The 25,733-nt window shown below is 71.0% G+C and carries 17 protein-coding genes; 15 read left to right on the top strand and 2 right to left on the bottom strand.

The features are described from left to right. The first annotated feature begins 33 nt into the window (after positions 1 to 33). From AC559T_RS31370 to AC559T_RS31360, 3 genes are all read left to right on the top strand, one after another. Positions 34 to 1,041, top strand: coding sequence for an NAD(P)-dependent alcohol dehydrogenase (locus AC559T_RS31370; RefSeq protein ID WP_498871010.1), 1,008 nt, complete (start codon positions 34 to 36; stop codon positions 1,039 to 1,041). Between the two features lie 143 nt (positions 1,042 to 1,184). Further along, positions 1,185 to 1,967 (top strand): SDR family oxidoreductase, encoded by a 783-nt coding sequence (locus AC559T_RS31365; protein ID WP_498871009.1) that lies wholly within the window; start codon positions 1,185 to 1,187, stop codon positions 1,965 to 1,967. Positions 1,968 to 2,280: 313 nt separating this feature from the next. Continuing rightward, positions 2,281 to 2,733: a group II truncated hemoglobin gene (locus AC559T_RS31360; protein ID WP_498871008.1), complete on the top strand. Its 453-nt coding sequence runs from the start codon at positions 2,281 to 2,283 to the stop codon at positions 2,731 to 2,733. 787 nt (positions 2,734 to 3,520) lie between these two features. Here the strand turns inward: AC559T_RS31360 and AC559T_RS31355 are convergent. Both AC559T_RS31355 and AC559T_RS31350 read right to left on the bottom strand, forming a co-directional pair. Continuing rightward, positions 3,521 to 5,014, bottom strand: a complete 1,494-nt coding sequence (locus AC559T_RS31355; protein ID WP_498871007.1) for a CATRA conflict system CASPASE/TPR repeat-associated protein — start codon at positions 5,012 to 5,014, stop codon at positions 3,521 to 3,523. Between the two features lie 2 nt (positions 5,015 to 5,016). Next, the gene (locus tag AC559T_RS31350; protein ID WP_157904315.1) at positions 5,017 to 5,367 is read right to left on the bottom strand and encodes a CATRA system-associated protein; all 351 of its coding nucleotides are present in this window, start codon (positions 5,365 to 5,367) and stop codon (positions 5,017 to 5,019) included. A gap of 165 nt (positions 5,368 to 5,532) precedes the next feature. On the opposite strand from AC559T_RS31350, the gene AC559T_RS31345 reads away from it, so the two are divergent. From AC559T_RS31345 to AC559T_RS31290, 12 genes are all read left to right on the top strand, one after another. After that, positions 5,533 to 6,741 carry a TerD family protein gene (locus AC559T_RS31345; RefSeq protein WP_498871006.1) on the top strand — a complete coding sequence of 403 codons (1,209 nt, stop codon included), beginning with the start codon at positions 5,533 to 5,535 and terminating at the stop codon, positions 6,739 to 6,741. Between the two features lie 423 nt (positions 6,742 to 7,164). Then, the gene (locus tag AC559T_RS31340) at positions 7,165 to 7,998 is read left to right on the top strand and encodes a hypothetical protein (protein WP_498871005.1); all 834 of its coding nucleotides are present in this window, start codon (positions 7,165 to 7,167) and stop codon (positions 7,996 to 7,998) included. 33 nt (positions 7,999 to 8,031) lie between these two features. Next, entirely contained in the window at positions 8,032 to 9,672 is a 1,641-nt protein-coding gene (locus tag AC559T_RS31335; protein ID WP_498871004.1) for an Hsp70 family protein, read from the top strand. An 83-nt stretch (positions 9,673 to 9,755) separates the two neighbouring features. Continuing rightward, positions 9,756 to 12,503, top strand: coding sequence for a SaeA-related protein (locus tag AC559T_RS31330; protein WP_498871003.1), 2,748 nt, complete (start codon positions 9,756 to 9,758; stop codon positions 12,501 to 12,503). A 4-nt stretch (positions 12,504 to 12,507) separates the two neighbouring features. After that, positions 12,508 to 13,686, top strand: a complete 1,179-nt coding sequence (locus AC559T_RS31325; RefSeq protein ID WP_112106034.1) for a TRAFAC clade GTPase domain-containing protein — start codon at positions 12,508 to 12,510, stop codon at positions 13,684 to 13,686. Between the two features lie 17 nt (positions 13,687 to 13,703). Next, positions 13,704 to 16,367, top strand: a complete 2,664-nt coding sequence (locus AC559T_RS31320) for a GTPase-associated protein 1-related protein (protein WP_498871002.1) — start codon at positions 13,704 to 13,706, stop codon at positions 16,365 to 16,367. Between the two features lie 81 nt (positions 16,368 to 16,448). After that, positions 16,449 to 17,993: a TRAFAC clade GTPase domain-containing protein gene (locus AC559T_RS31315; RefSeq protein ID WP_131626075.1), complete on the top strand. Its 1,545-nt coding sequence runs from the start codon at positions 16,449 to 16,451 to the stop codon at positions 17,991 to 17,993. Positions 17,994 to 18,047: 54 nt separating this feature from the next. Beyond that, positions 18,048 to 18,689: an NADase-type glycan-binding domain-containing protein gene (locus AC559T_RS31310; protein ID WP_071065124.1), complete on the top strand. Its 642-nt coding sequence runs from the start codon at positions 18,048 to 18,050 to the stop codon at positions 18,687 to 18,689. A 94-nt stretch (positions 18,690 to 18,783) separates the two neighbouring features. After that, a complete protein-coding gene (locus tag AC559T_RS31305) occupies positions 18,784 to 21,927 on the top strand; it encodes a CHAT domain-containing protein (protein ID WP_498871001.1) in 3,144 nt (1,047 codons plus the stop codon). Between the two features lie 338 nt (positions 21,928 to 22,265). Beyond that, positions 22,266 to 23,924: a carotenoid oxygenase family protein gene (locus AC559T_RS31300; protein ID WP_112106038.1), complete on the top strand. Its 1,659-nt coding sequence runs from the start codon at positions 22,266 to 22,268 to the stop codon at positions 23,922 to 23,924. Positions 23,925 to 24,249: 325 nt separating this feature from the next. Beyond that, positions 24,250 to 24,876, top strand: a complete 627-nt coding sequence (locus AC559T_RS31295) for a hypothetical protein (protein ID WP_131626072.1) — start codon at positions 24,250 to 24,252, stop codon at positions 24,874 to 24,876. Between the two features lie 179 nt (positions 24,877 to 25,055). After that, on the top strand, positions 25,056 to 25,733 hold a 678-nt coding region (locus AC559T_RS31290; protein ID WP_498871000.1), incomplete at its 3' end, for a PepSY-associated TM helix domain-containing protein.

Here is a 25,733-nt window from a genome sequence, read left to right as displayed (position 1 = left end):
CGTCAACCGGCCGCCCGCAGCCGGAACGACCCGATGAGGGCGATCGTCCAGAACGGCTACGGGCCGCCGGACGTCCTGCGGCTCGATGACGTCGCGCAGCCCGCCCCGGCCCGGGACGAGGTGCTCGTGCGGGTGCGCGCGGCGTCGCTCAACGCCCGCGACTGGCACGTCATGCGGGGCGACCCGTACCTCGCCCGCCTCGTGCTGCCCGGGGTGTCCCTGCGCGGCCCGCAGAACAGAATCCTCGGCACCGACTTCGCCGGCGAGGTCGTCGCGGCCGGGCCCGGCGTCACCGGCCTGCGTCCCGGCGACGACGTCTTCGGTGAGGCCGACGGGGCCTTCGCCGAGTACGTGTGCGCTCCACAGGATGTGCTCGGCGCCATGCCGGCGAACCTGACCTACGAGCAGGCCGCCGCGGTGCCGCTGGCTGGCAACACCGCGCTGGTCTGCCTGCGCGACGAGGCCGGTCTGGCCGCCGGCCAGCGGCTCCTGATCAACGGGGCGTCCGGCGGCGTCGGGACGTTCGCGGTGCAGGTCGGCAGGGCGCTCGGCGCCGAGGTGACCGCCGTGTGCAGCGCCCGCAACGCCGAGCTCGTGCGCTCGCTGGGCGCCGACCACGTCGTCGACTACCGGCAGGAGGACTTCACCCGGGCCGGCCTTCGCTACGACGTCGTGTTCGACCTGGTCGCCAACCGTTCCCTGACCGCCCTGCGCCGAGCGGTGGCGCCGGGCGGGACGCTGGTGCTGTCCGGCGGGGGGACGTCCACCGGAGTCAGCCTGGTCGGACCGATGGGCCTGTTCATCCGGGGCATGCTCGCCGCCCGCTTCGTGCCGCACCGACTGATCGCGCCCACACCGAAACCCTCCGGACAGAGGCTCTCGGCGCTGCGCGAGCTGATCGAGGCGGGCCGGATCACCCCGGTCATCGACCGCGCCTACCCGCTGAGTGAGGCGCCGGAGGCCATCCGCTACCTCGAGGTCGAACACGCCCGCGCGAAGGTCGTGCTCACACCGCTCAGCGCCCGTCCGGCCGTGCGGTGAGTTGCGAGCGCGAGTCGAATGACTGTCCTCCGCCCGGTTTCGGGACCTCCCCCACCGGCGAAATCATGATCGAGATCCCGGGGGCATTCGAGGGAATCACCTGACAGAAGCAGAATCCGGGACCGACCCCTACCGTCCACGGTATGGAACTCGAACTCGAAGGCAAGGTCGCCGTCGTCACCGGCGCGGGTGGCGGGATCGGCCTGGCGATCGCGCAGGGACTGGCGGGTGCGGGTGCGCGGGTCGTCGCCGGTTCCCGCACCGTCACCGACGCACTCTCCGAACTTGTGGACCGGCATGGCGCCACCGCGCTCGCCCTCGACCTCGCCGAACCGGACAGCCCGGCCCGGCTGGTGGCAGCGGCAGGTGATCGCCTCGACATCCTTGTGAACAACGTCGGCGCGGCGCCGGCGCGGTTGGACGGCTTCCTCGCGATCACCGACGAGATGTGGTCCCGCACCATCGAGCTCGACCTGATGGCGGCGGTGCGTGCGATGCGGGCCGCGATACCGGTGTTCCTCGCCGCCGGCGGCGGCGGTGTGATCGTCAACATCGGCTCGGTGAACGCGCGGCTTCCCGACCCGGCGGTGCTGGACTACTCGGCGGCCAAGGCGGCACTGGGAAACGTCGCCAAATCCGTGTCGAAGGAGTTCGGTGGACGCGGAATCCGGGTGAACACGGTGGATCCCGGACCGGTGGCCACCAGCCTCTGGCTCGGGCCGGCCGGCATGGCGGCGCAGGTCGGTGCCAGGCAGGGTGAGCACCCGGAGGAGGTGGCCGCCGCGGTCGCGGCGGGCACGGTCACCGGGCGGTTCTCACGGCCGGAGGAGGTGGCCGACGTGGTGCTGTTCCTGGCCAGCTCCCGGGCAGCCAACATCACCGGCGCGAACATCGTGATCGACGGCGGGATGGTCACCACGATCTGAGGCCCACCCGACCGGCTCAGCGCTCGGCCGACCGGTCCGTCGGGCACGCCTGCTGGCGGACCAGCGCTGGTGGGTACCGGCGCCTGTTCGGGGGCGGCTGCCGATTACAAGGTGGATGCCGGCGGCGAGAACTGTCGACATGCCCACCGAGCCGGAAGCCTCTCGTCCCGCAGGCGAACCGCCCTCCGCCGGCGAGCGGGACGCACCCGGAGACCTGCCGACGGAGGCCGCGGCGGCCATCCCGTTACAGCAGGACGGGGGCGCGGGGGCGAGCGAGAGCAGCCTCACCATCGCGGCTGCGTAAGCAGTAACCATGACGTCGATCATTGATCATGCTGGGGGCGAGCCGGCACTGCGCCGGTTCGTTGATGTCTTTTACTCCAGCGTTCTGGCCGACCCGCTGCTGCAGCCGCTGTTCGGTGCGGGCCACCCTGACCACGTCGACCATCTCACCGCGTTCACCGCCGAGACGTTCGGCGGTCCCGACCGCTACACCCAGGAGCTCGGAGGCTTCCCCCACCTGATCGACGCGCACCGAGGCCTGAAAATCCAGGAACACCAGCGGCAACGCTTCGTCGAGCTGTATATGGCCGCGGCGGACAAGGCTGGGCTGCCCACAGACGAACCGTTCCGGGAGACCCTGCGCTCCCACGTCGAATTCGGTTCCCAGGTCGCGCTGCAGAACTCGAACGCCGAGACCGACGATCAGCTGCACCCTCTCCGCGAGGTGCCGATCTGGACCTGGCCGGACGGCTCCATCCGCTAGCAGCCACCGGAACGGAGCCCACCCTCCAGCCGAAGATCGGCACCCGGCCGGCAACCTCGGTCCGGACCGTGCGGACGAACCGTTCGGCCACCACTGAACAGCCACCCGATGAATCAGAAGAAGTCTCGCCCTGCGAACCCCGCGATACAGCCCGGGACGGCCGATCCGGAGCTGCCCGAATAGATCCGGCCGTAGCTCCGGGTAATCGTCAGGCAGGTGATGCTGGTGAACGTTGGGTGTCGAACGGGCAACAGCAATAGTGCAGTTCTTCCCCGCGGGCTAGCATGGCCCCGGCGGAATGAGCGCGACACCGAGACTCCGGCTCCTGCGGTCGGTGTACTGGAACGGCCGCAGCTACTGATCGGCTTTCTCATCTGCGCGCTGGTCTTCGTCCCGCTCGAGCAACTGATCCCCTGGTCCGCCGGCCGTCGCGGCCGGACTGGGCCGTCGACGTCGTACACACCTTCGCCAACCGGCTGCCGATCACGATCGCCGTCGCGGTCACGCTCGGGGTCGTCGGGCCGGCCGTGCACGCCGTGTTCCCCGACGCCGTGCGCCGGTTCGTGCTCGACCGTCGTCCCGCTCTACGCCATCGGCGAGGCCATGCCGGCGAGCTGGCTCGGCCAGATCGCGGCACCTTTCCGTCCCCAGGCACGCCTGAGCAGAAGTGCCCGGACGTGAGCAGGAACGAGTCGATCACCGATCGGACCCTGCTGGAGAAGCTCGTTTCCTGCTCCAGCGCTCGCCGGGCCGCGTCGGCTCCCGCGGCGCTCTCCGGGCGCCGGGGTCAGCGCAGCCCGTGGCGACGGGCCAGACGGACGAAGACGTCGTTGTAGCCGTACTCCCGCAGCGCGGCCTCCAGCGTGCTGCGGTACGGCCGGTCGACCGCGCCGTTGCCGAGCTCCCGGAGCATCTCGGTCCACCATTCCAGCGGAGTCGCACCGCCCTGAACGAACTGGCGCGCGCGGGGCAGACCGATCTCCTCGAGCAGCTGAGACGCCCGTACCCCGGCGCCGAAGGCCGCCGCGAGCTCCGCGCGCAGTTGGGTCATCTCCTCCGGATCGAGTTGGATGTCCGGTGCCGACCGGACGTGCTCGGCAGACCGGACGTGCCGGGTCGACCGGGCCGCGAGGGCCAGGACCGCCTCGACGCGCGTGCCCGCCGCGCCGAGGAAGACCAGGTCGTCGTCGAGCTGGTCGACCACGTGCTCCACCAGCCGCCGGTCAGTGGCGAACGGGTCGCCGTCGCGAGGCACGGTCCCATCGGCCGCCAGGATCGCCGCCATGTTGGCCCCGGAGATCTTCACGCTGTGCCGCATCTCCGTCATCCTCGTGGTGACGGTCGTCAGGTCCACCTGGTCGACGTGAAGCTGTTGCACACAGGCGGCGACGCGGTCCGGGAACGGGACCGGGTCGCGCAGGAACTCCCGCAGCCGTGCTCCCCGTTCGTCGAGCCGGTCGCGCAGGCCGTGGACCGCGTCCCCGCCGTCCCGAACACGCCACTGGTAGCGGACCTTCGCCGCCCCGGCCAGATAGCGTTGGAAAGCGGGCGCGGCGGCGTCCCGGCGGTTCCACGTCCAGGCGACCAGTTCTCCGTCCCGTGAGCCCGGAACCAGGACAAGCAGCCTCCGCTCGATCTGGTCGTCCGCCGGAGCGGCCGGTTCCCACACTGCGAACCCCAGGCCGGTGGTGGCACCGCGTTCCTCCCATCCGGGCGTCTGGTGCCACCCGGACCCGGCGTTGGCGCAGGTGCGGGCGAGCTCGGGGGCCGCGGTCACCACCGCCCGCGGACCCGCCTCCGAGCGGCCGAGATGCCCCTGGTAGAGACGCACGGCGCCGACCAGCGAGGCGGGCGGCTCATCCGCCACGCCGCTCCACTGGTCCTCCGGCGCGGACCAGTCGAGGGCACCGTCGTCCACCGCCGGGGCGAGCATCACGGACAGACAGAGCAGGTCGTGGTCCCGCCGGAACAGCGCCTGGTGCGTCCCGTCGCCCAGGTTGAGCTGGGCGGCGAGCAGACCTCGGGAAGGCAGGTCGCCAACCGAACCCGGCAGGTCGGCGGGCACTCCCAACCGGTCGAGAGCCGATCCCATCTTCAGAGTGCGGCGGCACGCCGACCAGACGTCCCGGAGAAACCCGTACGCGTCCGCCGCTTCGGGCCCATCCACCGGAGCAAACAGGTGGACAACGAGTTCGGCCCCCCAGAGCTCGTGCGCCGCTGGTTCAGGCCCGGCACCCGCGGTCCGGCCGGCCGGTGGAACCGACCCCGAGCGTCCGGCCACCCTCAGTGGCCGGTGTCGGCCGGGGCCGGGATCTCCGACGACCCGGGGCGCCGACGGTTCCCGGGGCCGACGGCGTCGCGGCCCGACACCTCGGTGAGAACATGAATCATTCTGTTCACCCGTTCCCGGACCGGTGGCGTCATGGGAACAAGCGGCTCCTCGCCGAGCCGGCTGGCGCGCTTGCGCACCGCGAGATCCAGCCGCAGCACGGCATTGTCGAATTCGCCACTGTCCGCCGCGGACCATGCGGTTTCCAGATTATCGACGAGAACACCGAACCGTTCCCAGGCTCGCGGCGCGAGTCGGGCCGCGAGAGCCCTGCGCAGCGGCACCAACCCCGCGTCAGCGTTCACCGTCGGCATCTCAGCACCGCCTTCCACACGGCAAGCCTACCCAGATACTCGTCCCGGCCCGGCCGGCTGTCACCATGGCGGTACCCGCGTAACCAGTTCGGCGGACCGGGCACACCCCGGACCGGTCCGGGGTTACCATCACAGCGACTCAGGAGAGTACTGCTCGTGTCGCTGACGATGCTCCCCCAGATCGCGCTCCGCCCGCGGCGGATCCACGTGGTTCTGAACTGGGTGAAAACCCCTACCACACCCCAGCTCGACCTCATCCTCGTGCTCCCCGCGAACAATGCCGGGGCGGCGGGGTCCGCGCGCGCGATTCAGTTCGCCGATCCTACGGATCCCACTGATTCCAGCGCGGCGGTACGGCATCTGGGCAGGACGGACGCGGCGGTGTCCACCGACCGAGCCCAGGTCGACCTGAACGCCGTCCCCCCGCGGTACGACCAGATCCTGATGGCCCTGTCGGCCACGGGCGGCCGCGTGGTCGACGCGCCCGAAACACGGCTGCGCCTGATCGACGCGGAAGACAACACGGAGATACTCCGGATCGATCTCGCCCCGGGCCCGGCGGACCTCGTCCACATACCCGGCGAGCTGTACCGGCGTGCGGACGGCTGGTACTACCGGGCGGTCGGATTCGGATTCACGGACGGGCTGACCGGTCTGAGCTTCCGCTTCGCGGTCCCGATCAACGACATACTGCGGCGTCAGCAGGTTCCTGCCACCGATGTGGCACCGGACGCGGCCGAGGGCAAGGAAGAGAGCAGGTCGGAGAAGGCCGAACGACGCGCCTCCTCCGCTCGTGCGGTAACTCCACTCGGGGACGTGAAGCTGCTGCCCGGCGCATCCGCGACCATCAAAAGGCCCCAGCACGAGATCACAGCGGAGCTGACCTGGCGACGCAAGGACAAGGACCTCGACCTCTACGCGCTCTACATCGACAGCGACGGTCGCGAGGGTGTCTGTTACTACCGTGACCAGGGCTCCCTCAAGCGGCCGCCGCACATCTGCCTGACGACCGGAGACCGCCATCGGGGCCGGGAGGCGATCGTGATCGCCCGGCCGAGCGCCTTCCGACACATCCTCATCTGCGCGTACTCGGCGGTCGAGAACGGCATCGGGTCGTTCCGTGGATTCCGGGCGGTCGTGGAGGTCGACGACCATGCCGGTTCGGTGATACAAACACCTCTGTACCACCGGAACAGCTTCTCCTACTGGGTTGCGATAGCGCGCATCGACCTCACCGCCGAGGAGGAGGCCGTCATCGAACACGTGGAGACATACTCGCGTCCCCGCAGCGAGCGACGACCGGTCCTCCGTGGTGACGGAACCTTCGTCATGGACGCAGGGCGAGTGGAGTTCAAGACACGTTGAGAGACGGCTGGCAGGTTTCCCCCCGGCACCGGTCAGCCCTGCGCCACAGGCTCGGCACCAGCTGTGCTTATATTTGCTAGGACATCGGGGGACGTCATGATCTTTTTTGTCACGCCCAGCGCCGGTTTCACGTGTCGCTGCCGCCGGTCCGGTGGCGCACCCGGATTCCCCGAGGTGGCCACCGGCCCGGATCCGGGTAGTAGCCCGTAGATCTGTTTGCGCGGCGTCAGACAAGTACGTACTTCGCGACAGCGTTTTCTTGCCTGAGAGAAAGCATCCGCCGCACCGGAGCCGCACCGGCCCACCTGTGCTCATCGCGGAAGATGAAATCCGCGACGCGTCCGGATCTCAGCGACGGCGCGGGGAGGCGCCACCGCACGGTCGTCCATCGCGACACAGTCGTCTACCGATTGGCCTGCCGACATGCACGAAGATTCCAGCCGACCCCTGCCGACGGGGCCCGACCCGACCGCTGGCGGTCCGGTCGGCAACGACGCGGGCGCCGGCACCCGCACACCACCAGCTGACGCCACCAGCTGGTGGAACGGCGACCCCATGGTGCCCGCGGCGCCCGGCGAGGACACCCCGCCGGCCGCCGGCGACCCGGAGCCGGGCGGGTCGGTCCCATGGGACGCCGGCGAGCCGGACATGCCGACCGCCGCCGTGCTCGTGTCGGTCGTCGAACGCCTGGCCGCCATCGAGGCCACGCTCACCGACTTCCACCGGCGGGCCGATCATCGGGAAGCCGTGATTGACCGGCTCCACGAGGAACGCCTCGAACAGCGCTCCGGTGTCCGTCGCGCGCTGCTGGACCCGATCGTGACCGATCTGATCAGGTTGTACGACGGCCTCTCGGCCGAGTCGGAACGCATGTCCGGCGGTGGCGACTCCCGTACCTCGAACCTGCTCGCCAGCTTCGCCGACGACGTCGAGCTCGCGCTGGAACGGTGTGGTTTCGACCTGGTCCGCCCACAACCCGGAGACCGGTTCCAGTCCGGGGCCCAGCTTGCCGCGTCAGTCGTGCCGACCGACGACCCCGCCCGGCACAACACCGTCGCGGAGGTCACCCAGGTCGGCGTACTGGAGCGGGACACCGGCCGGGTGCGACGCCCCGCGCGTACCCGGGTTTTCCGCAGCCGGCGGCCTGGTTCCGAGGGCAGCGACGCCACCGAGGCATCCCCAGCCACCGCGGCGCCCCCGGCACCCCCGGCGCCCTCCGCGCCGACGCCGCCCAGCCCTGCTCAATCCGGTCTCTGACGCCAACCCGGTCTCCGACACCTGCGAGGATTCATGGCAACCTACGGTATCGACCTGGGGACGACCTATTCGTGTGTCGCCTACATCGACGACACAGGGCGGCCCGCCGTCACGAAGAACATGGTCGGCGAGGACACCACGCCCTCGGTGGTCTACTTCGAGACTCCTGACAACGTGGTCGTCGGGCGGGACGCGAAGAACTCGGCGAAGCTCGAGCCCGACCTCGTGGTGTCGCTCATCAAGCGGCAGATGGGCCAGGACGTCGAACTCTCCTTCCACGGGAGCATGCACACTCCGGAGAGCATCTCCGCACTGATCCTCAGCGAGCTGGCGCGAGCGGCGACGGAGTTCACCGGCGAACCAGTCCGGGACGTCGTGATAACGGTGCCCGCGTACTTCGGCGTGGCCGAGCGGGAGGCCACCCGGAACGCGGGGCGGATCGCCGGCCTGAACGTCCTGAACGTCGTGCCGGAACCGGTCGCCGCCGCCCTGCACTACGAGGTCGTCGCCCCCGCCGGCGAACGCACGATCCTGGTCTACGACCTGGGCGGTGGAACGTTCGACACGACCGTCATCCGAGTCGCCGGCAACGAGATCAACGTCGTCTGCACCGACGGCGACCACCATCTCGGTGGCGTGGACTGGGACGAGAGGATCGTCCGGTACCTGTTGGAGGGTTTTCTCGCCGAGCACCCCGATTCCGAGGCAGGCGACAACGAGGACTTCCTCCAGGAGCTCACGATCGCCGCCGAGGAGATGAAGAAGGCGCTGAGCAGTACCACGTCGCGCCGGCACAACATGCGTTTCGGCGGCGACACCGCACGGCTCGAGCTGACCCGCGAGGAGTTCGAGCAGATCACCGGCGAGCTGCTCGAACGGACCCTCGACATCACCGAGCGGACCGTCACCACCGCCCGGGAGAAGGGCGTGACGTCGTTCGACGATGTCCTCCTCGTCGGCGGCGCCACCCGGATGCCGGCCGTCGCGGCCCGCCTGAACAAGCGATTCGGCTTCGAGACGAAGCTCCACGACCCCGACCTCGCGGTCGCGAAAGGGGCAGCCCGGTTCGCGCTCATCGAGTCGGTGAAGCTCCAGCTCCCCGAGGACTCGGACGCGGCACCGGGAACACAGGGCGACTCCCGTACGTCCGCCTCGCCGGCGGCCGTGCAGCGGGTCGCCGACCAGCTGGGCATCACGACCGAAGCCGTCCGCCAGCTCGCGGAGAAGAAGGTCCGGACGGTCGTGCCCCGCGCGTTCGGCATCAAGGTCGTGGATAGCGCGGACCCCGCTCTGAAGCGGCTGAAGGTCGAGCACATCCTGCCGCCCAACACGCCGCTGCCCGCCTCGCCCGACACCGAGCGGTTCGGGACAGTCGAGGACAACCAGACCGGGATCGAGATCGAGATCTGGGAACAGGCCGGAGCCACGGTCTCCCCGGAACTCGCCGACAACGCGGCGATCGGCCGGGGTCTCATCAGCGGCCTGCCACCGCTGCCGCGTAACTCCCCGATCGACGTCACCTTCACCATGAACGAGACCGGCGTGCTGCGGGTACACGCGGTGGAGCTGAAGACGGGAAAGGACCTGCACATCGAGCTGCAGATTCAGGGCCTCACCGAGGAACAGGTCGAGAAGGCGCGCAACGCCGTGGCACGGTACACGCTCAGCGAATAGCCGCCCGTCCGAGGGTGCGGCGGGCATCTACGCCGCGCCGGCGGGACCGGCGAATGGACTGCACGTCATCGGGGGTCTGAGGAATGGCGTTCGACGTCGAGGCGTACCGGAAGGGCGTCGTTGATCCCGCCCGGAAGCAGGGAGTGCCGAACGACCTCTTCACGCGCTACGCGCTGGACGAGGCCACCGCGGGTGACAAGGAGCTGTTCGAGGCGCGGGTCGAGGAGGTCACGAAGTACTGGCGGACTCTGAAGCTCAAGAAGACCCACGCCGCCGTCGCGGATGCCCTGCTCGCGGCGCACGCGGAGCTGAAGGGCTCCGGCCAGCTCACGCTTGCGGCCTTCCGGGAACGCCGCGAGCGGGCACACAAGGAGGAACAGGAGTACCTGGACCGCCTCGTCACCGCGCTGGCCGCGGCGAACCCGTGTATCAGCGAGACGATGGTGGGCCGCCTGATCTCGGGGACCGCGGGGGCCGCCGGTGCGGGCAGCGGCGGGGGTGCACTCGACGCGGCGACCGTCCGGGCCGCGCTGAAGCGGCACAACCTGCGGGTCATGGACCGGGAGTGGAAGCTCCCGGTCGGCCCGCCGCCGAGTCAGGCGCGCTCGTTGCGCGAACCGCTGGCCGTTCTCGGCCTGCGCCTGTCCGCCGACGTCGTCTTCGGCGCCGAGCGGGTCCGGGCCGGCTTCAGGCTGCGGGACGGCTTCCGGCTGGTGTCCGAGCCGGCCGTCGTCAACGAGCAGGAGGTGACCCGGGCCCGCCAGGCCCGCGCCCGCGCGGCCCAGGACGAGCGCCAGACCGCGGCCGAGAACATCTTCGTGATCATCCTGGGCTCGGTGCGCTCCCCGGCCGGGTACGACACCCTGATCGGCTGGGAGGTCGTCGAGGCGCTGCGCGGCGGGGTCGAGGCGGGTCTACCCGCTCGCGCGATCGCCGACCAGGCGGCCTCCCTGGGCCTGGTCCTGGAGGAGGCCGAGGAGCTGGCGGTCACGCTCGCCGAGGCCTGGCGGGGGGGCGCAGCCGGGTCCGGGAACGCCGTCCAGGAGATCCACGACGCGCTCGCGGCCGGTCGGCTGCGCGCTGCTCGCCAGCTTGCCGCCGCGTTGCCGGACGCCGAGCGGGCCGAGATGTCCGGACAGGTCGAGGCGGCCGAGGCCAGGGTCCGGACGTTGCTGACCGGGGCGGACGAGGCATGGTCGCGTCACCGGCCGGAGGAGACCGCCGCGCTGCTGGCCGAGGCTGCCGAGATCGCGGCCGATCACGACGACATCCAGGCCCGGCTCCGCGCGATCCCGCCGCCGCCACCACCGTCGGTCGAGGCGGGGGCCGACGGGACCCGGGTGAGCGTCCGGTGGGCACCCAGCCCCGCCCGCACCGGCGAAGTCGCCTACCGGCTGGTGCGCGCGACCGGCCGAGCCGCCACCACGCCTGACGCCGGGGAGCCGGTCGCCGAGACACCGGCCAACACCGCGGTCGACGAGACCGCTCCACTGGGCGAACGGGTCTTCTACACGGTCTTCGCCACCCGCACCGAGGGCATCTGGTCGCCGGGTGCGGATGCCGCCGCCGTTCTCCTCACCCCGGAGGTCCAGGACCTCGTGCTGGCGACCGACGCGGAGTCGGTGACCGGCACGTGGCGGGCGCATCCGGGGATCCACGAGGTCAACGTGCGCCGGACCGAACGTGGCATGACCGGTCGCGGGACAAGGCCGACCTCCGTCACGGCCACAGGCTTCACCGACATGCGCCTGCGGTCGGGCACGGCCTACCAGTACCGGATCGAGGCGGTGTACCTCGGAGCGGACGGGGCTCGGCGCGTCTCGGCCGGGCTGGTCGTCACGGCCCGGCCGGAGCGGCCGCCTGAGGCGGTGAGCGACCTCGCCGTCGAGCTTCCCACCGAGACGGCATCGTCCCCGTCCGGGACGTCGACCCGGTCGGACGGGTTGTCGGCGCTCGTTGTCTGGACGCCGCCGACAAGCGGGACGGTGCAGGTGCGGATGGCCTCCGCGGCACCAAGGTGGGCCGCGGGGACCACTGTGTCAGCCGCGGATGTCTCCCGGCACGGCGTCGCGCTGCCCGGCGCACCCGTGACCCGGGCCGACGGACGGGTCGCGCTGCCCGTCCGCCCGCGGCACGGCCGCGCCTTCCTCACCGCGGTCACCTGCGCCGCCGGCGGCTCCGTCGCGGTCGTCGGCGCCACGGTGCCGATCTCGCTGGCGGACGCGGTCCGCGGGCTCACAGCGGCTCGGTTCGGCGATGCCGTCCGGCTGCGCTGGGACTGGCCGGAGGGCGCGAGCCTGGCACGGGTCCAGTGGTACCCGGCCGGCTCCACAGGCGACGGGCCGACCGGTGAGGTGGAGATCCGACCGCGGCGCTACATCGACAGCGGCGGGCTGGAGATCCAGGTCGGCTCGGATCCGGTCACCGTAGCGGTCCGGACGGTGACCGGCGAGGAGGAGGACCGTGTGGTCTCCCCGCCGGTCACCGTGCTCGTCCCCGGGCGCGGTGTCGAGGTGACCTACGAGCTCCGGCCGGCGCGGCTGCCCTGGCCGCGGCGGGCCGTCCTCGAGGTGGTGTGTGACCGCACCTGCCGGCTGCCACCGCTGGTCGTCGTCGGCAGGTCGGACGGGATCCTGCCGCTGAGCGCCACCCATGGCACCGCGCTCGCCCGTCTCCCGGCGCGCGACGTCACCGCTCGGAAGCGGGCACTGATCACACTTCCGGCGCCACGGCGCGGCGCCTGGGGGCTCGCCTGCTTCGTCGACCCCACCGCGCCACCCGAGGACGCGAATGCCCAGGTGACGTTGGTCCGCGCCCGACGGAGGAGGTGACCCGATGAGCAGAAAGCTGGTCTGCCCGTACTGCTACCAGCAGTTCGGGGAACGGGAGATCTGGTTCCGGTGCTCCGGGCGGCCAGGCCCCACCGGAAAGTCCTGCTCCAGTCAGCGGGATGAACGCCTGGCGAAACGGATGGGATTCACCGGCCAGCTTCCGCCGGCGTTCTCGGCGGACGGCCGGAAGCTGTCCGCCGTCCATTCGGACTGTCGAGCCGACACGAACTACCGGTTGTGCCCGGAGTGCCACAGTCAACTTCCGGTGCACTTCGGAAAGATCGAGAATCGGCTCATCGCGCTGGTCGGTGCGAAGGAGAGCGGCAAGACCGTTTTCATGACCGTCCTGCTGCACGAGCTGATGCACTCGGTCGGAGTCCGGTTCGACGCGTCGGTGCTGGGCGCGGATGACGAGACCCGGGACAGCTTCCGCAAGCGGTACGAGGCCCCGCTCTACGACAACCACCAGCTGGCCGCCCCCACACAGCGCTCGACGACACCGATGTCACGCCGGCCGCTGGTGTTCACCTTCACAGCGCGCGGGCGCGGCCTGGGCCGCCCGCGTCAGGAGCGGACCGTGCTGTCCTTCTTCGACACCGCCGGCGAGGATCTGAACTCGGCGGACAGCGTCGAACAGAACGTGCGCTACCTCGCCAGCGCCGCCGGCATCATCCTGCTGCTCGACCCACTGACGATGCGCGGTGCCCGGGGCCAGGCGGACCCGGACGCCCCACGCCCGCACGAACAGGGCCTGGACAGCCCGGTGAGCGTCCTGGGCCGCATCACCGAACTGCTGCAGCGGGCGTTGGGGACGAAGCCCTCCCAGCTGATCGGCACCCCGATCGCCGTGGCGTTCTCGAAGATGGACGCGCTCACGCGCGGTCTGCCCGAGGAGAGCCCGCTGCGGCGGTCGCAGCCGGTCGGCTCGCGCTTCGACGCGGCGGACAGCAGGGACGTCCACGACCACGTGCGCGCGCTGCTCGACGAGTGGGAGGGGTCGTCCATCGACCAGACCCTGCGCCACAACTACTCGCGCTACCGGTATTTCGGGCTGTCGGCACTGGGGGCCGCCCCCACCGCCGACCGGCGGGTGGCGACCGGGGTGGTCCAGCCCTACCGGGTGGCCGACCCGTTCCTCTGGCTGCTGAGCGAATTCGGCGCCATTCCCAGGACAAAAGGCTGACGGCGGAAGAGGCCGAGATGGTGTTGAAGCAGCTGTACTACACGTCGTGCGAGGTCGGCCTTTCGGGATACCCCGGATTCCAGTTCAATGCGGCGAGCCGCGGGGTCGCGCCGGAGGTGATGCGGCGGGTCGAGTCCTTCACCGCCTACGACCCGCCGGGCTCGCTGCCCTACAACGCGGATGCCGCGGCGCTCGCGGCCTGCCCGGTGAATCTCTGCTTCGAGCCGGCGGAGGACACCGGCGTGCTGGCGAACGTCGTCTTCGTGGGCACGGACTACTCGAACCGGTTCGGGAACTACTTCGCGCACGCGTTGGTCAGCGAGGACGTCGCCGCCGATCTCGGGGAGGCGTTGCCCATCGAGCTGTGGGGCGCCCCGATCTGGACGGCCAGCCCGAGGACCGACGGCGCCGAACTGCCGGAGCTGGCCGGGCCGCCGCCACGGGGAAGGCTCGACCGTCGGCACGTCGCCGCCTTCCTGCGTACGCATCCCGGCCGCGCCGCACTGCCCGCCCTGGTGTCCGCGGCGGCCAGGGTGATCACCGGCGAACGGCGAACGATCGTGCTGATCGAGCGGGACAGCGGGGCCGCCGCGAACTGGATCGGCGCCGTCTCCTACCTGCTGCCGCCGGCGCTGGCCCGCCGGATGTCCTTCGCCACCTACCACCACCGGCCCGCCTACAGCGACCTGCACCTGGTCGCGACGGTGCCCGACGCCGACGTCGACCGCGGTGACGGCGCGTTCGCGAGCTTCCTCCAGTTCGACATGCCGGCCAACCGGAGCAGCCAGGTGCCGGTCGAGCCGTGGGCCGCCCTGCTGGCCGAGACCGGCGTGGAGAACGCGGCCGAGCTGTGGGCCGCCGCGGCCGAGCTCGGCGGCGGCCTGCCCGGCCGCTCGGGAGAGTGGCATCCGCTGCTGGCCGCGGCGCTGTTCCGGCACGGTCACCATGCCTCCGGCGCCGGGCCGGCGGTGACCGCCGCCGCCGCGACCGCCGCGCGCTGGCTGGGCCGCCAGGCACCCTCGCTGGACGCGCGAACCATCGAACTGATCGGCGTCGGGGCTCTGGGGGTCCTCGCCGGGAGCCGGCCGCCCGGCACCGGCGCCGCACTCACCGCCCTCGCGGCGGCCGCGGCGGAGGCCGGCGCCGCGCCGCTGGCCACCGAGATCGAGAAGCTCGCGGTGGACATCGAGGTGGACGGGCTGCTGGCGCACGAGCCCGTCAAGGGTGCCGGCGGCGCCGACGCGGTGCCGCTCAGGTCGCCTGCCGGTCGCGCCCACGCCACCGACCGCTGCACGCGGGCCCTGCGCAGATGCACCGCCGAGGTGGCGGTCGATCTACTCCTCCTGGCTGCCCGGGAGCGGCTCGACCTGGACAGCGCCCTGCTACGGACGGCCGGAGAACGCGTCGTCGGCCCCCGGCTGCTGGCCGAGCCGACCGAGGCGACGGCACGGCTGGCACGTGGCTGGCCCCAGCTGCGGGCGGGGGTGGTGCATCACCTCGCCGCGGTCGCGGCCCGCGAGCCGGACCGTCTCGTCGAGGCGCTCACGCACGGCCTCGGTGAGGCGCTGGACGACGACGACACGCGCGCTGCCCCGGCTCTGCACGAAGCCCGGCTGATCGCCGCGTCCCGCCGCGACCCGCGGCTGCGGATCGACCTGCTGGCGGAGATCGCGGTGCTGCGGGCAAGCGGTCCGGAATCGACGGGCACACCGGCCGTGGACGCGGACCTGTTGCGGCGCATCTGGCCGCACGGAAGCTGGACGCCGGGCGAGGCACTGCGCGCGCTTGAGGTGCTCGACGACGCCAGCCTGAATGCTCCCGCCACCGTGGCCTGGCTGAACGCCGTCCTCACCCGCGAGTGGCCGGCGACGGCCGCAGCGGACGGCGACCATCTCGAGGACCTCGAAGCCCTCTGCCGCGCGCTCGAGGGAAGGTCAGCCGCGTCCCGACTCAGTGACCCCGCACGCGCGACGATCACCCGGATGACCACGGTCGGACGCAGACTGGCCGCCGCCACCGGCCCCGGCCGCCAGGCCGCCGTCCTGACCGCCGGGCTCGACCGGATGCCCGAGACGCAGCGGGCACACCACCTCGGCAAACTGACCGACCTGCTGAACAAGGCACCGACCGGGGACCTCCCCGAGATCTTCGCGTCGTGCCCCGCGGAGGCCGTGGAGCACTACCTGCTCGACGTCGACACCTATCTCAGGGCCGACCGTGCCCAGACGGACATCGCCGGCCGTCTCTTCTACGCGGTGGTCGTCCTGCGGCGCAATCCGTCCCGCAAGGTCCGCGTCGTCGCCACGGTCATCGAGGACCGCCTGCTGGACAGGCTGATCACATGGCACTGGCAGGACCTGCGCGCCCTGCATGTCTGGATCAGGAAGCTCGATCCCGCGGTGGCCACGGACTTCGCCAACTGGCGGGACCTCAACGCCGCCGGATGGCTGCGCCGGACCCTGACGCGACGTCGGCTGGAGAAGGAGGCCGACGCACCACGGAGGGCGGCGGAGAAGAAGGCCCGGGCCGAGCGGAAGGCCGCGGCGGAGAAGAAGGCCGCCGCCGCGCAGAAGGCCGCCGACAAGAAACGCTCGGGAAGCGGAGGGAAGAGCGGTAAGAACGGGAGATCTGGGACGGAAGCCCAAGGGAAGGCTGCGGCGAAAAAACGGAACCCTCGTTAGCCGACCGTCACTGTTCTCCAGTTCTGCGATTCGGGGACGCATCCATGAACCACAGCTCGCGGGCGGGGAGGTGAGGCGAGGATGGGCTCACTGATCCTGCTGATCATCGCAATCTGGCTGGCCTTCTTTTTCTTCACCGTGCCCGGGCCGTTCATCGCCGGCGCCGCGGCCCTGTACGTCGCCGGGGCACTGGTCGTCGCCTATTTCCAGGAATTCGGCCGGGCGATGGGGCTGGGCCCGAACCCCGCCGCCGCCACGCCGGAACAACCGCCGCCGCGGCGCACCGAGGACGGGAAGGAACCGGCCTACCGGCAGTACCTGTTCGGACAGGCCCGTCACGATCTACGGCACGCGCACGGTCTCGTCTGGCCGCGGCTGGCCGCGCTCGGCCGGAATCACCGGCGGTGGGTGAAGAACACCTTCTTCGGCTACGGGGCGATGGACTGGCACTGGCCGGTGGGCGTCGTCCTGATGGTCGGCCTGTTCGCCGGGACGATCCTGGGCCTCGCCGTCATCTCGCTGGTGGCGACGGCCCAGGGCGTGGTGCTGCTGGCCGTCTTTCTGCTGGCGTTCCTCGGGATCTACCTGCTGCGCGGCATCGACACCGTCCTGCTGTGGATCCGCGGGGTGCGCATCACCTGCCCGTCCTGCTACCGGCGCGGCTTCTACCCGTCCTACGAGTGCCGGAACTGCACCGTCCGCCACCACGACGTGCGGCCGGGCAGGTACGGCGTCGTCCGGCGCGTCTGCGCGTGCGGGGAGCGCCTGCCCACCCTGCTGCTGCTGGGCAGCCACCGGATGAACGCCTTCTGCGCGCACTGCGAGGCTCCGCTGGCCGAGAGCGTGGGCACCGCCGCGGAGGTGGTGCTCCCGGTGTTCGGCGCGGCCGGCGCCGGCAAGACCCGGCTGATGATCGTCATCATGATGGCGGTCGAGGCGATCGCCGGACGCAGCGGCGCCACCCTCACCCTGGCCGACGAGGACACCCGGAAATGGGACGCCCAGGCCCGCCGCGAGCTCATCAGGTCGGACAAGGTCGCGAAGACCGGAATCCGGCTTCCCCGCGCCTACTCGCTTTACGTCGAGCCGCGGCGGGGCGGCCGGCGACTCATCCACGTCTTCGACCCGGCCGGCGAGTACTTCAACGAATCCGAACGCCTGCAGGAGCTGCAGTTCCTCACCCTCGCGCGCACCTTCCTGTTCGTCGTCGACCCCCTGTCGGTAGACGCGCTGTGGGCCCGGCTCGACCGCGCCGACCAGAACCGGTACAGCGGCGTCCGGGCCAGGCGCGAACCCGAGTTCGTCTTCGCGCAGACGGTCCAGAACCTCGAGGCGATGGGCGTGCGGACGAAGAAGGCCCGGCTGGTCGTGGTCGTGAGCAAACGCGACCTCGTCAGTCGGATCCTGATCGAGGACGGCGTGGAGGACGGCGAGGAGGCCCTCGTGCGCTGGCTCGACGAAAACCTGCACCAGGGAAACATGCTGCGGTCCATGCGGCACGCGTTCGGCGAGGTTCAGTTCTTTCTCACCACCTCCATCATTTCTGACGACAGCCGGGTCGACGACAGCATCGAGAAACTGACGTCCTGGACGCTCGCGCGACAGGGCCTGCGGCTTTCGGGGTGATATCTCGATGAACACGAGAACGGCAACACCGGACGTCCCCGCGGAGCGGGGGCGGTGAGCTCCGTGGAGATACAGCCGTACCGCCGCTGGCGGCAGGCCCTGTTCTGGATATCCATGCCCCTGGGCGGGCTGGCGATCCTCGTGATCGTGGGTCTCGGCGCGACGGTCGTGGCCGCGAACCGCCCGAGCGACAACCACAGCCGGTCGAGCTACTCGGGCCCCACCGGCACCTACACGGACATCACCACCCGGGCGTCGGTCTCGGCCAGCCGAACCGCTCCCCCGGCCCTGGACGGCGCGGGCGCGACGATCAGCTACGACGCGACGAACATGGTCGACGGGACCCCGTCGACCGCCTGGCGCGCGCCGGGCGACGCCACGGATGTCGCCATCGTGTTCACGCTGCCCGAACCGGTGCGGCTCGCCGCCGTCGGCCTCGTTCCCGGCTACGCCAAGCAGGACCCCGCCACCGGCGTCGACCGCTTCACCCAGAACAGGCGTATCTCCCGGGCGCGATGGGTCTTCGAGGACGGGACCTCCGTCGAGCAGGTATTCCAGGACACCGCAAGAATGCAGAGAACGTCGGTGGACGTGGTGACGGGACGCATCCTCCTTCAGGTCCTCGCGACCGTCCCCGGCAGCCCCGACTTCGACTTCACAGCCGTGTCGGACACCCAGATCGTCGCGTCATCCTGAACAGCGCAGAGAATTGACCAGCTGTGACACCGCAAAGGGTAACTGCAGTGCGTGGTAAGCGGGATTCGGGAGGGCGGGGCTGATGGCCGGGCAGATGACGGTGATCCGGACCGCGGCTGTGCCCTGCGCGGAGGTCGACGAGGCGGTCGCCGAGGACGAACGGGCGCTCGGAGCCGCGACCGACCTCGTGGCGAGGATCGCGGCGGCCCAGAACCTCACCATCTCCCTGCAGTCGCGCTTCCACTGCCATCGGGATCTCGCGGACCTCGACCGGGCCATCGAAGTGATCAACGAAATCGGCCGGGATGTCGACACGGCTCATCCCGGCCGGCTCATGCTCGACGCCCAGATGATGTCCTGTCTGATCACATCCACCCGGCTGGAGGATGCCAGGCGGGCGCGAGAGCTCGGAGCGCGGCTGTACCGTCTGGCGGGCCAGCTGGGCGAGATAAGGGCGGGTGTCGCCGTCATGCTGGGCATGGCCGCCATGGTCTGCTTCCGGCACACGTCCTCCGTCGAGGACTCCGAGGAGTTCGTCGTCCTCCTCGAGGAGGCGGTCGGCGGCGTTCCGGCCAGCTCGCCGTCCAGGCTGATCGTCCAGGGCGCACTGATCGCCGCGCTGTCCGTGCGGTACCGGCTCAGCCCGAACCGCGAACGGGATCTGGACCGTGCGGTCGAGATCTTCGACGAGCTCGACCCGGCAGCGAGCGGCGGAGACAAAGAGGGAGTCGTCCGCTTCGCCTGCGGCGCGCTGGTCGACGGCCTCGTCGACCGGCACGAACGGCACCACGACCCGGCCGACCTGCGGACCGCGCGGCGAATCCAGGACTACATGCCGGTCGGTGAGGCGAGTGGTGGCCTGACGGAGAGCCCCGCGGCGTGGCATCCTCAGGCCTTCCGGCACTACTCCTCGTTTCGGCAGACGCAGGACGCCCAGTTCCTCGATCAGGCTATCGAGGAGCAGGACCGCGCGATGAGCGACCCGAGCCGGTCCGGCAAGCAACGCGCGAGTTACGCCTACATGCTCGCGATCTGCTGTTTCACGCGTTTTCTCCTCTACCGGGGCCGCCGGTTCGGGGATCTGAACCGGGCCATCGACCTCGTCCGCGAGGCACGCCAGGACTGGCGCGACTTCACCCTCGTCCACAGTTCCGCGCAGCTGCTCGCCCGCTTCCTCATCCAGCGCCACATGAGCCTCGGACGCCCGGCCGATCTCCGCGAGGCCCGCGTCGTGCTGGAGTCGGCGCTGCGGACCGGAGAGGTGGAGAACCGGACGAAGTCCTCGATCCTGATGCTGCTGGCCTACTGCGAGGCGGTCCGGGCCGAGCGCGACGGCGACGACGAGGCCGCGGACCGGTCGATGGACCGCTTCGAGGAGCTCACCCGCCTGATGCCGGAAGGGTCGATGGAGGCGATGGCGGTGCAGACGACACTCGCCAACGCGTTGCAGGCCAAGGCGTCCACGAGCCAGCTTCCCGAGGACGCCACCCGGGCGTACCGGGCGTCGCGCGCGGTGTGCTCGCACGCGGGCGCGAGTCCCCTGGCGACGGTGCCGTGCGCCGAGGGCTGGGGCCATCTCGGCTGGCGGCGGCAGGACTACGCGGAGGTGGCGGAGGCGTACGGGCACGCGGTCACGGGCCTGCAGGCCATCTCCGTTCTTTACCCGCGGCGCGAGGACAAGCAGGACTGGCTGGGCCGCGCCGGGTCGATGGCCGCGCGCGCGGCGTTCGCGCTGGCCCGCCTCAACCGGGCCGAGGAGGCGGTCGAGGTGCTCGAGGCGGGACGGGCCGTCCTGCTTTCGGAGGCCCTGGACCGCCAGCGGGTGGACCTGGACCGGCTGGGCGCGGTCGGTCACGGCGAGCTGCGGGAGCGGTACGAGCGCGCCGCGGCCCGCGGCGCCGAGGCCGAGCGCAGCTTCGAGCCCGACTTCGACATGGAGTACGTCCCGGTGTTCGATCCCACCCTGCGGGATCCCGAGGCGCCACTGCGCGAGCTGGCCACCGAGCTCGGTGACGCCCGCGAGGAGCTGCGGCGGGTGGTGGGCGAGATCAGGTCCGTGCCGGGCTACGAGTCCTTCCTCCTCCCTCCCTCGTTCGCCGACGTCCAGAGGGTCACGCGGGCCGACCGGGTCCCGTTGGTCTACCTGGCGGCCACGCCACGGGGCGGCCTCGCCCTCGTCGTCACCGCGTCGAAGGTGACCCCCGTGGAAGTGGTGTGGCTGCCCGAGCTGACCCTGGCCAGCCAGCGCAGGTGGGTAGGGCGGTGCGTCCAGGCCGCCGAGGAGGACGACCTCGACGCTTACGAGGAGGCGTCCCGATGGCTCGGCCGGGCGGTGATGGACCCGGTACTCAGGCTGCTCGCGCCGTACCGGCGGGCCGTGCTCATGCCCGGCGGCCTGCTGGGCTCCGCGCCGCTGCACGCGGCGAGGCTGGCGGAGACCGTCGGCGGCGCGGGCACCTACGCGCTCGACCGGCTCACCCTCGTCTACGCGCCCAGTGTCCGCGCGCTCGCCGCCACCCGGATCGCGCCGGGCCCGGCCCGCTCGGGTGATCTGCTGCTCGCCGTGGCGGACCCGGCCTCCTCGGGTGCCGACCCGCTGCCGGGTGCCCAGGTCGAGACCGACATCGTCGCGGCCCATTTCGGCCCCGAGGCCCAGGTCCTGCGCGCCGGACAGGCAACCCGGGCGAGAGTGCTCGCGGCGATGTCCGGATCCGACGTGCTGCACTTCGCCTGCCACGGGGTGGCCGAGCCGATGGATCCGCTCAGCAACCGGCTTCTGCTCGTCGGCGACCAGTCGATGACGTTGCGGGACATCGGCGGGCTCGACCGGATGAGCCCCCGGCTGACCGTGCTGTCGGCCTGCCAGACGGCCGTCATCGGTGACGACCTGCCGGACGAGTTCGTCAGCCTCGCCACCGGCCTGCTGCAGGCCGGATCGCCGGGCGTGGTGGCCACGCAGTGGTCGGTGGACGACGTCGCCAGCGCCGCCCTGATGGCCCGCTTCTACCAGCTCTGGCGGGATGACGGAGTGGAAACGGCGGAGGCCCTGCGGCGGGCGCAGCTCTGGGTGCGCCGGACGACGAACGGCGAGAAGGTCCGCGAGTTCCCGGATCTCCTCCGCATACCCGACTACGGTCCGCCGACCGACGCCTCGCCGGCCGTTCGCCATGCCTGGGAGACCCGACGGGCCCACGAGCATCCCGTCTACTGGGCCGCGTTCACCTTTCTCGGCAGATAGGTCATCCCACGGCGAACCGCACCGCGGTCACGGACACGGACACGGACACGGACACGCCAATAGATCCATCAGTTGAAATTATTCAACCCGCATCGCCCCGGAAATTCCACTAGCATTTCATTGTAAGCCCCGCGTCTGGCGGCGGTCCCAGTTTCTCCATCTCGGGCAAACAGGCCTGACCATGGCAGCCCTCGCTCCCGCCAAAACGCGGCCCGGTTCCCGCATGTCAGTACCTTTCCGAGATCCGCGCCTCGCTCCTGGCAAATCCTCACCGGGCACCGCCGGTCGCGACCGAGTTCTGAATTCAGCTCGCCGAGCCGAACTCCGAAGGAAACGACATGAGTCACGCACTTCACCATGCCCTTGAGCCGAGTGCCGAATACAATGTCGACCTGACGGTGACTGCCGGGCGCTGGCCCGACGGGCTGGCCGGGAACGTCTTCGTCATCGGGCCGTCGCAGCCGACCGCCGTCGACTTCATGTTCGCCGGGCCGGGCCTGCTCACCCATGTGGACCTCGAGACCAGGCACTGGCGGACGAAGCGGGTCGTCACGCCCGACCTGGCTCTTCTCGGCGGCCTCAGCCGGGCGTTGCCACCGGCCGAGCTGGCGGGACTGACCGCCGGCGGACGGCCGTCCCTGACGAACGTGTCGCCGCACTTCTTCGGCGACCGGCTACTGCTCACCGGGCTGAGCCAGCGGCCGGTCGAGTTCGACCCGGCGACGTTGGAGTTCAAGACGTTTCTCGGCGGGGTCAGCGAATACCCCGAGGTCGTCGCGCATCCCCTGTTCCCCGGTGTGCGGACGGCGGCGCACCCGGTCGAGGACCTCGACGACAGTTGCATGTGGTGGTGCAACACGAACCTCCGTCCCCGGGGTTCGTCCACCTCCGACATGGAGGGACCCATGTGGGTGGTGCGCTGGGACGGGCACGGCGACGTCGAGACGTGGCACGTGCCCGGCGCGCACCTGACCCAGGGCGTGCACGAGATGACAGTGACCCAGGACTACGTGATCTTCACGGAGATCGGGTTCCAGCCCGAGCCCGGCACCGTCGCCGGACGTGGCCGCACCAAACCGCATCTGCCCTTCACCGACATCTATCTGGTGGCCAAGCGCGACCTCACCGTCGCCCGGCGGGGCCGCAGCGTGCCGGTGACCCACGCCCGCGTCCCACGCGAGTCGTTCCACCACTTCGCCGACTACCGCCAGGACGGCGACGACGTCACGATGTACCTCGCTCATTCGAACGGCTGGGATCTCAACTACGCGCTCACCGATGCCGACAGCGTCTGGGGAACCGGATCCGGCCTCGCCAAGGGCCTGCACGGCTTCGTCTCCGCCCCGGTGGACGCTTCACCGGTCGGCCGCTACGTGATCGACGGCCGAACCGGTGAGGTCAGGGACAGCCGTGTCTTCCTGGACGCGGAACGCCACTGGGCCACGCTTCTCTATGGCCGTGACATGCGGCGGCCGGGGCTCGAGCGCGGCCGCTACCTGTGGCAGTCGTACTGGGGATGCGACACCGAGATGCTGGCGACCCGGATCGTCGAGATGTACCGGGATCACCCCTATCGCGTTGTCCCGGTGGACCAGTTGCCGTCACGGGAGATCCCGTCGTCCCTGGTGTGCATTGACCTGGAGACGATGACCGAACAGTCGGCCTGGTCATTCCCCGCCGGCACCACCAGCGAGTCACCCGTGTTCGTTCCCGACCTCGCGGGCGGCCCCGGCTGGGCGGTCATCTTTGTTCACTACTCCGACCGGACCGAACTTCAGGTGTTCGACGCCCTGTCTCTCGGCGCGGGGCCCGTCGCCGTCGCCACCGCCGAGGGCCTCAAACTGTCCGTCCAGTTCCACTCCGCGTATCTGCCCAGCATCCGTCTACGTGACACGGGCTACGAACGTTCGTTCGCGGCCGACCTCGGCGACGGCTGGCGGGATTTCTCGCCGTCCGCCCGCGGTGTGATCAGTAAGGTGCTCGAGCAGTACGGCTGAGCGGAGGTTCGGTCTCGATCCCGCCGAGCTGCCCGCCCACCTTGCCGAACGTGGCCTGACGCTGGTCTCGGATCGGTCCGCGGGATCAGTCCGCGCGCGATGCCGCCGCACATTATCTCGAACCATTCGGTCGGCACGAGCCGGCAGCCGCCTTCTATCGCATCGCGGCGGCACGGGTAGTCGGCCACCAGGCCTGACCAGGCTGCGCCTGGCGCGCGTCTTTACGAGGGCGGCAGGCGATCGCCACGGCCGCGTCATGCGCCGCCCGCATTGTGCGGGCAATCAGCTGGGTCACGTTTCCTTTTGTGGCTAAGATACTGATCTTGTGAGCTGGGCGGCGACACCGGTCGGGCGGGGTGTGCGTGCCTCGACGGTGGCCGGGTTGGCGGTCGCTCTCGCCGTTCTCGCGCACGTGGCGGCCTGCGGTGAGCTGCCGAGCTCGCCCGTGACCGCCTGCGGTGGTGCCCTCGCGGCCCGCGTGTGCTGGGGCAACGCCGCCCGGCGGATGTCGCCGCGGCGTATCGCGGGTCTGGTGGCCAGCGTCCAGGCCGGCCTGCATCTGGCATTCGCCATGACCGTGCCGCCGGAGCCCGGGGCGAACACCCATCACGGCTTCTCGACCGGGACCGCGAGCACGGCTCACGGCGCCACGGGAATCGACCTCCTGCCCGGCGGGCCCAGGATGGCGCTGGCGCACGTCGGCGCCGCGCTGCTGCTGGCATGGTGGCTCTCCGCCGGAGAACGACTGCTGTGGCGGGCCGCGCGTGGGGTCGCGGTGGTGGCGCGCCGGGCGGTCGGCCACCTGCGCCGCCGGCGACGTCCGGCTGTGGTCTGCCCGCTGCCCGCCCGCACGGAGCCGCGGCGGCGGCCTCCGGCGCGCCGGGCCCCGCAGCTGGCCCAGCTTGTTCATCTGGTCGTTCGCAGAGGTCCACCGAACCTGCTTCCGGCCTGATCAGCACCGCCAGAGCCGTCCGTCGCGCACAGGCCGGACGGCCTGTTCGCGATGCCCGGATCCGGCCTGTCGCCACCCGTCCGCATCTGACGCGGCACGGGATCCGACCGCGGCCACTGCCCGTGTGCGACGCCGCGGCGGTGCCGCATGTCCTCGACAAGCCTGTTCGGAGAACCCCTGTGACCACGATCGACCAGGCGGGGCTGCCCCCCGACGACCAGACCACCCCTCCCACCGACGCGTCCGTACCCGACCCGTCGTCCCCTGGCCCCTCGTTCCCTGGCACGTCGTCCACCGACACGTCGAGTTACCCGCCCGTGTCGACGTCCGGTGGAGGGCGGCGGCTGCTGCTGCGGCTGCACTTCTACGCCGGGGTGCTGGTCGCGCCGTTCCTGGTGGTCGCCGCGCTCACCGGTCTCGCGTACACGATCACCCCGCAGCTCGACCGGCTGGTCTACGCGGACGAGCTCTACGTCGACCAGGCCGGCCCGGCGCCGCGGCCCCTCGCCGAGCAGATCAACGCCGCGCTCGACGCCCATCCCGAAGGCACCTTCAGCTCGGTGCTCACCGGAGACGCGCCCGACCGGACCACCCGGGTGGTCCTGAACGTCCCCGACCTGGGCGACAGGCAGCGCACCGTCTACGTCGACCCGTACACGAGCCGGGTCCAGGGCGAGCTGACCACCTGGTGGGGCAGCACGCCGCTCACCACCTGGCTGGACGACCTGCACCGCAACCTGCATCTCGGCGCGTTCGGCCGGCATTACTCGGAGGTCGCGGCGAGCTGGCTGTGGATCATCGCCCTCGGTGGCCTGGTGCTGTGGCTGGGCCGGGGGCCCCCGCGGGGCCCGCCGGGG

Origin of the sequence: Frankia sp. Hr75.2 (assembly GCF_949319125.1) — a bacterium.
Taxonomy (GTDB): domain Bacteria; phylum Actinomycetota; class Actinomycetes; order Frankiales; family Frankiaceae; genus Parafrankia; species Parafrankia soli.
The sequence above is the reverse complement of the archived record's forward strand: the minus strand, read 5'-3'. Positions and strand labels throughout refer to the sequence as shown.